7 protein-coding genes are annotated in these 7,321 nt (G+C 68.6%); 1 reads left to right on the top strand and 6 read right to left on the bottom strand.

All coding sequences use genetic code 11. The features are described from left to right. Positions 1-24 precede the first annotated feature (24 nt). From ABFO07_RS10330 to ABFO07_RS10305, 6 genes are all read right to left on the bottom strand, one after another. Positions 25-1,797: a SulP family inorganic anion transporter gene (locus tag ABFO07_RS10330; protein WP_059806723.1), complete on the bottom strand. Its 1,773-nt coding sequence runs from the start codon at positions 1,795-1,797 to the stop codon at positions 25-27. Between the two features lie 137 nt (positions 1,798-1,934). Further along, positions 1,935-2,195 (bottom strand): hypothetical protein, encoded by a 261-nt coding sequence (locus tag ABFO07_RS10325; protein ID WP_347467096.1) that lies wholly within the window; start codon positions 2,193-2,195, stop codon positions 1,935-1,937. Positions 2,196-2,698: 503 nt separating this feature from the next. Further along, the gene (locus ABFO07_RS10320; RefSeq protein WP_347467094.1) at positions 2,699-3,700 is read right to left on the bottom strand and encodes an Acg family FMN-binding oxidoreductase; all 1,002 of its coding nucleotides are present in this window, start codon (positions 3,698-3,700) and stop codon (positions 2,699-2,701) included. A gap of 45 nt (positions 3,701-3,745) precedes the next feature. Further along, positions 3,746-4,579 (bottom strand): universal stress protein, encoded by an 834-nt coding sequence (locus ABFO07_RS10315; protein WP_124483199.1) that lies wholly within the window; start codon positions 4,577-4,579, stop codon positions 3,746-3,748. Then, positions 4,576-5,073 carry a universal stress protein gene (locus ABFO07_RS10310; protein ID WP_060017497.1) on the bottom strand — a complete coding sequence of 166 codons (498 nt, stop codon included), beginning with the start codon at positions 5,071-5,073 and terminating at the stop codon, positions 4,576-4,578. The genes ABFO07_RS10315 and ABFO07_RS10310 overlap by 4 nt, the downstream gene beginning before the upstream one ends. A gap of 111 nt (positions 5,074-5,184) precedes the next feature. Further along, a complete protein-coding gene (locus tag ABFO07_RS10305; protein ID WP_124516666.1) occupies positions 5,185-6,024 on the bottom strand; it encodes a universal stress protein in 840 nt (279 codons plus the stop codon). Positions 6,025-6,243: 219 nt separating this feature from the next. Here ABFO07_RS10305 and ABFO07_RS10300 point away from each other — a divergent pair, with 219 nt between their 5' ends. Continuing rightward, positions 6,244-7,284, top strand: a complete 1,041-nt coding sequence (locus ABFO07_RS10300) for a zinc-dependent alcohol dehydrogenase family protein (RefSeq protein ID WP_059561770.1) — start codon at positions 6,244-6,246, stop codon at positions 7,282-7,284. Positions 7,285-7,321: the final 37 nt, after the last annotated feature.

Here is a 7,321-nt window from a genome sequence, read left to right as displayed (position 1 = left end):
CGAAGCGGCGAAGCGGCGAAGCAATCAGCGTCTCGTCGCTCGCTGCGTCTTGCGCCGCAGGCGCCTGCGACGCGTGCGCGACACATGTCCGGTTCGCGCGTATTCGTTTTGCATCCGGACATGACGCGCGACGGCATCGGTCAACGTTGGAAAGAAGTTTGCCTGCCCGAACTTGTCGAACAGCCCATACGCGCGCAGGCGGTCCTTGACCGGCCCCTTCATTTCCGCGAAACACAGCACGACCCCGCGCTCCCTGAGCTCGTCGCCCAGCGCGACGAGCCGATCTGCCGCACTGACATCGATATCGGTGACAGGCTCGGCCGCGACGACAACGCGCGTGACAGGGGGCTGCGCACGCGCGAGCGCGGCGTCCAGATGCTCGCAGAAGATCTCGACGTTCGCATAGAAGAGCGGCGCATCCCAGCGAAACAGCACGAGGCCCGGCGTCTGCACGGCGTCCGGATGCCGGCCGACGTCGTGATAGCCGCGCACGCCCGTCAGCCGGCCGAGCACGGCGTCATACGGGTGCCAGGCCCGCCATACGAACGACAGCAGCGACAACGCGCTCGCGAGCAGGATGCCCGGCACGACACCCGCGGCGATCACGCCTGCGAAGCACAGCACCGAGATCAGGCATTCGCCGCGACGCATCCGGTACAGCCGCACGACGCTGCGGATATCCGCGATGCTCCACGCCGCGAGCACCACGACCGCGGCCAGCGCGGCGCGCGGCACCTGCGTCAGCAGCGTCGGCGCGGCAACGAGCAGCAGCACGATGCTGGCCGCCGCCACCAGGTTCGTGACCTGGCTCTGCGCGCCCGCTTCCATCGCAACGGGCGTGCGGGACGCGCTGCTGCTGACGGCGCAGCCCTGCATCAGGCCGGCCAGCAGATTGGCGGCGCCCAGCGCGACCAGCTCCTGATTGCGCTCCGGCGCGTCGCCCGCACGCGCGGCGAGTGCGCGCGACAGCATGCTGATGTCGGCGAACGACACGACCGCGATCGCGATCGCACCCGAAGCGAGCGCCGCCACGTCTGCAATCGAGACGGCCGGAAAATGCGGCGCCGGTGCGCCGGCGGGCAATGTGCCGACCGTCGCGATGCCGTGCAGCGGCAGCAGATGCGTGGCCAGCGTGGCCGCCACCACGGCAATCAGCATTCCCGGCCAGTGCGGCGCGATGCGCTTCAGAAGCGGAACGGTCACGAGTACGCCCGCGCTGACGATGCATGCGCTCACCGAATACTGGTGATCGAGCAGCGCGCGCACCAGGCGGTGGCCGATGGCGGACATGTCGCCGGTCGCCGCCGGCACGCCAAGCAGCTCCGGCAGCCGGCCGACGACGAGCGTGACGGCGATGCCGTTCAGGTATCCATACTGGATCGGGCGCGACAGCAGATCGGTGACGAAGCCGAGCCCGAGCATGCCGATCAGGATGCAGATGGCGCCGGCCGACAGGGCCAGCGCGGCTGCGAGCGCCACCGCGCGTTGCGGGTCGTGATCGGCGAGCGGCGCGACGGCGCCGGCGATCAGCGCGGCCAGCGCCGAATCCGGCCCGAGCACGAGAATCCGGCTCGGGCCCAGCAACGCATAGGCGACCAACGCGGCGATCGATGCATAGAGCCCCGTCACGGCGGGCAGGCCGGCGGCCTGCGCATAACTCATGCCCACCGGCACGAGCACCGCCGTCAGGGCGACGCCCGCGTAGAGATCGCGCGCAAGCCATGCGCGCCGGTAGTGCGCCAGCAGCGCGATCCCGGGAAGATACCGTGTGAGGCGTTCGGAAGACGGCCAGTTCATCGCGTCCTCGCCATGGGAATGGCCCGTTGCGCACAAGGCCGGCCGAGGGCCTCAGCGCGACGATGGGTTGCGATGCGTCGCCGGCAAATGCGGGCACCGTCGCCGGCTATATCGGCACGCTGCGAAGACGCGGGGCGTCATGCCGCCTCGAGGGTCGAAAGCCGAAGCGCCTGCGCGAAGCGGGCGAACGCCGCAACCGATCCGGTCACGCTTTCGTAGCGTTCGCTGCCGATCTGCGCGTCGAGCATGACCAGCATGCCGGCTTCGCGCGCGAGCGCAAGCAGCGCCTGCGTGTCGAGCGCCGCGCGGAGTTCCGCAGCCGGCGCGACAGCAGCCGGTGCCCCTGTCTGGTATATGGCTCGATACCCCGAATCGGAACGATATGTCGCGTGTGACATGGCGCGCCTCCTGATCGCCTTGCGTGCTGTCGGCATGCCGCTTAGCCCTTTGGCATGTCTCCAGTATCGTGGCCGTCCCAGGGGGATTCAATCAGGCAGCCCCGAACTTTACGTAGGAATCGCGCGAAGGCGATCAGCGGATTCCTACACACGGCTTACTGCCTACGAAGCAATGCACGTACCCGCAGGCGGTCGGGCGCGGAAGATCCGTCGCGGTTTCGCAACGGGTAAACAGGTGGAGATCGCGGCAATCGATCGCCCTTGGTTCGTCGGCACGCGCTCGGGGGCTTTCGATGAAGGGCCACATCCGGCCTGCAACGCTGATGGGGCCGGCGAAACAGGGCAGGGCGACTGGCTGCCGCGCGGCAGCTTGAGTTCAAGCCGCGCTCGCGCATGCGGCACGTCGCGATGTTTGCGCGCCGGCCGGGCCAGCCGGGGCGGCAAGCACGCCGGCAGCGAAATGGCGCATGAAGCGCTTGTTCTTTTCCGCCCCGGGGCAGCGATCAGGACACCACCTCGTCGAGCGGCCGGCGGGGCGAGTGCGGTGTATGCGGGCCGCGGCCGATGCGCAGCAGCAATTGCGGCACACCGCCGAGATCGAGCATGTGGGCGAGACGTTTGCGCAGCTCCGCCACTTCGATCGGCTGGTTCAGGAAAGACGCCGTGTGGCCGGCGCGCGCGGCGACGAGCAGCATCCGCTCCAGCGCCTGCCCGGCGGCCAGCCATGCATCGCGGTCGTCGCGCGCGGTGGCGATGCAGGCGAGCAGCGGCGACGCGCCGACGAGCTGGTGATGCAGCGCGGCGAGCCCGTTGCCGAAATCGAACGTGCGCACCGCGGTGGTGACGACGGGCGATGCGAAATCGAGCAAGGCCGGCACGCCGGCCGCGAACGCGGGCATGCCGTCGACGCGCCGGCGAGGATCGATCCAGCTCGCCAGCTCGCGCCGGAAACGCGCATCCTCGAACTGCGCACGGTCCGCCTCGGCGATCAGCTCGGCGATCCTGGCCCGTCGGGCGATCGAATCCGCGCAGGCCACGTTGGCGCCTTCCGCCGCGCCGGCCGCGATCAATTCATGCTGGAGCGCGTCGGGAACGGGCGTGGACTCGAACGGCGCGCGCGTCGTGACGCGGATCGGGATCGCGTCGAAGAGGGCGCCGAGATTCGCGTCGGAATAGCCGTCGTCGCAGATGCGAACGAGTGCGAGCACGTCCGGATCGACGTCGGACGGGAAGGTGCTGATCGTGTGCGCGAGCCCCGCATGGTTCAGCGCGACGCGCAAGTTGAGCAGCGCCGCGCCGCAACTGATGATCAGCTCGCGGTCGAACGGGTCGATGACGGGCAACGCGCGAACCCGGTCCGCGCATACCGCGATCGTGTTGCCGTCGATCATGAATCGCCATGGCTGGGAATTGTGGCTCGATGGCGCCATCACCGCGTAGCGCAGCAGCGCTCGCAATCGATCGTCGAGCTGAGCGCCTGCGGAAAGTGATGTAACGGAAGTCATGTGACGATCTCCAGGTGGCCGGCACGCGGCGCAGCACGGCGCGGATCAGTGCGACATCAGCACCGGCACCGTCATCGTTTCGAGGATGGTTCGCGTTGCGCCGCCGAGCACGCGCTCGCGCATCCTTGCGTGGCTGTAGGCCCCCATCACGAGCAGGTCCGAATGCAGGTCGCTGGTCCGGTTGAGCAGCGTCTCGCCCGTGTTGATGTCGCCTTCGCGCGGCGTCGTCGCGAAGGAGGCGCGAATGCCGTGGCGTTCGAGGTAGGCCGCAACATCGACGCCCGCGGGCGTCTTGTCCGGATCGGAACGGTGGCGTTCCACCGTTTCGACGGTGACGAAGCGGGCGCGCTTGAGCAACGGCAGCGCATCGGCCACCGCGCGGGCCGCCTCGCGGCCGCCGTCCCATGCAATCAGCACGTTTTCGGCGAAGGTCCGCACGAGGCCCGCGTACGGCACGATGATCGCCGGCCGGCCGCAGCCTGTCACCACGTCCTCGACGAAATGCGGGGCAATGTACGTGGTGCGGTCGTGCGGGTCCGTCTGGCCGAGCACGAGGAGATCCGCGTGCCGCGCGTGCAGCGTTGCCGTCTCCGTGGCGGGACCGGCGGGCGCGCGCCACTCGACGCTGCGCCCGGCCCGTTGTGCGGCATCGAGGAACGCGATTTCCGCCTGCTTCCGGCGCGACTCGCACAAGCGTTCGTAAACCGCGAGCTCGAGCGGCTCGTCGCGCCGGCGCAGCGGCTCGAACAGATCCTGGCAGACCACATACAGGCCGATCAGGTGCGCATTGCAGCGCTGCGCGAGGTCGAGCGCCAGCGCGACGCGCGTCGCGCAGCGCGGGCTGTCGTCGAGATGGACGAGCAAGGTCTTGTAGCTCATGACGATTCCTTTTCGGACGAAGCCGCAGTTTCCGCGGCAGGCGCGGGCGCACCGTGCGCCGTGATCATCAGGACAGGGCACGCGGCGCCGCGCAGCACGCGTTCGGCCACGCTGCCCAGCACGAGGCGCCGGAAGCCGCGCCGGCCGTGCGTGCCCATGACGATCAGATCGGTGCCGATTTGCCGCGCAGCGCTCAGGATGCGATGTGCAATGTCTTCGCCCGCGTCGACGTCGACGATCTGCGTCGCACCCGACACGCCGCGGGCAGCCATGCGCTTCGCGGCGTCATCCGTCACGCGCTGTCCTTCTTCGCGGAATGCGCCGATCAGGATCGACGGATCGTAGCCGAGCGCGTCGTAGGCGGGCGCCATGAAATCGACGACATAAACGGGCGTCAGCCGCGCACCCGATTCGGACGCAAGCGTCAGTGCGGCTTCGAGTGCGCGGGACGACGTTTCGCTGCCGTCGAGCGCAACGAGGATATTCGAGTACATGGCAGTCCTCTTGAACTGGAAGACAGGGTTTCATCTTCGGCGTGCAGGTGGAGAGTGCGCTGATCTGGATCAAGCGCGGGCCTCGCGTCGCACGCGTGCGCCTGCACGGGCTCAGTGCGACATCAGCACCGGCAGCGTCATCGACGCGAGCACCGTGCGCGTCGCACCGCCCATCAGCAGCTCGCGCCAGCGCGTATGCCCATAGGCCCCCATCACGAGCAGGTCGGCGCCCGTATCGTATGCGCGCGACAGCAACGTGTCGCCAACCGACGTATCGGCCGTGCCGGCGAGGTCCAGCACGTTGACGTCCGGCGCATGGCGCGCGAGCATCAGCGCGGCGTCCGCGCCCGGAATGCGCATGTCCGCCGCCGCGTCGCCCGCGCCGGTGACGCTGACGACCGTCGTGCGTTTCGCGTGTTCGAGGAAGGGTATCGCGTCATGCGCGGCCCGCACGGCTTCCCGGCTGCCGTCCCATGCCACCAGCACGCGTTCTCCGATCGACTTGAACGCGCCCGCATAAGGCAGGAACAGCACGGGGCGGCCCGCGGACAGCACCAGGTTCTCCGGGAACTGATCGTCGACGAACGTCTCGGGGTCGTTCGGATCGCTTTGACCCGCGATCACCAGGTCCGCATGACGCGCGTGATGCAGCATGGCGGCATTGGCCCGCACGTCGGCGCGGATCCAGTTGCCCGACACCTTGGCGCGCAAGGTTTCCGCGTGAAACAGGCGTTCCAGCGCGGCGAGACGTTCGTCGCGGCGTTCCCGAAGTTCGCGGAAATAGTCCGCGGAGCCTGCCATCACGTAGAACGAAGCGGGCTCCGGCGTATAGATCGCGGCCACGCCCGTCAGATGCGCACCGAATCGCCGTGCGAGCCGCAATGCGAACTCGAGGCGCGCATGGGCGCGGTCGCTCGTGTCAAAGTGCACGGCAATGCTCTTGTAGCTCATCGCGATCGCTCCATCAACGGTGGATCCGTCAGTTCGATTCAGTCTAAGAAGCAGGCTCCCCGCACGCTTGATTCAGATCAACGGCGCTCATGCCCGGCGGCCGGCGGCCATCCGCCGCACACCACCGGTCGCGCCTGCTTGACCGAGGTCAAGCGGGCCGTCATGCGGGCGCCTACATTGGTGAGCGACGGGGATGCCCCTTTCCACGGAGCAAACGCAATGAGAGCACTCGTATTCCACGGCCCCGGCCGCAAGTCGCTTGAACAGCGGCCGATGCCGGAACTGCAGGCGCCGACCGACGCGATCGTCCGGGTGACCCGCACGACGATCTGCGGCACCGACCTGCACATCCTCAAGGGCGACGTGCCGACGTGCGAGCCCGGCCGCGTGCTTGGGCATGAGGGCGTCGGGATCGTCGAGCAGGTCGGGGCGGCCGTGGACACGCTGAAGGCCGGCGATCACGTGCTGATTTCATGCATTTCATCGTGCGGCCGATGCGAATACTGCCGCCGCGGGCTGTATTCGCACTGCACGACGGGCGGCTGGATCCTCGGCAACCGGATCGACGGCACGCAGGCCGAATTCGTGCGGATCCCGCATGCGCAGACGAGCCTGTACCGGCTGCCGCCCGGCGCCGACGAGGACGCGCTCGTGATGCTGTCCGACATCCTGCCGACCGGGTTCGAATGCGGCGTGCTGAACGGCAAGGTCCAGCCGGGCTCCACGGTGGCGATCGTCGGCGCGGGCCCCATCGGGCTCGCCGCGCTGCTGACCGCGCAGTTCTACTCGCCTGCGAAGATCATCATGATCGATCCGGACCGCAACCGGCTCGACGTCGCGCGGCGCTTCGGCGCGACCGAGTGCATCGACGGCCGTGGCGGCGATCCGGCTGCGGAAGTGATGAAGCTGACCGACGGCATCGGCGTCGATTGCGCGATCGAGGCGGTCGGCATTCCGGCGACGTTCGAGATGTGCACGTCGATCGTCGCGCCGGGCGGCGTCGTGGCCAACGCCGGCGTGCACGGCGTGAAGGTGGATCTGCACCTCGAGAAGCTTTGGGATCGCAACATCTCGATCACGACGCGGCTCGTGGATACGGTCAGCACGCCGATGCTGCTGAAGACGGTGCGCGCAGGGCGGCTCGATCCGAAGCAACTGATCACGCACCGCTTCTCGCTCGACGACGTCGAGCGGGCCTACGACACGTTCAGTCGCGCCGCGGAAACGCATGCGCTGAAGGTCATCATCGAAGTGGCGTGAGGGCCCGACCGCGGGCCGCGGCGCACGCGCCCGGCGT

The sequence above is a fragment of the Burkholderia stagnalis genome, from assembly GCF_039848545.1.
Lineage (GTDB): Bacteria > Pseudomonadota > Gammaproteobacteria > Burkholderiales > Burkholderiaceae > Burkholderia > Burkholderia stagnalis.
This window is presented reverse-complemented; position numbering and strand designations above follow the sequence as displayed.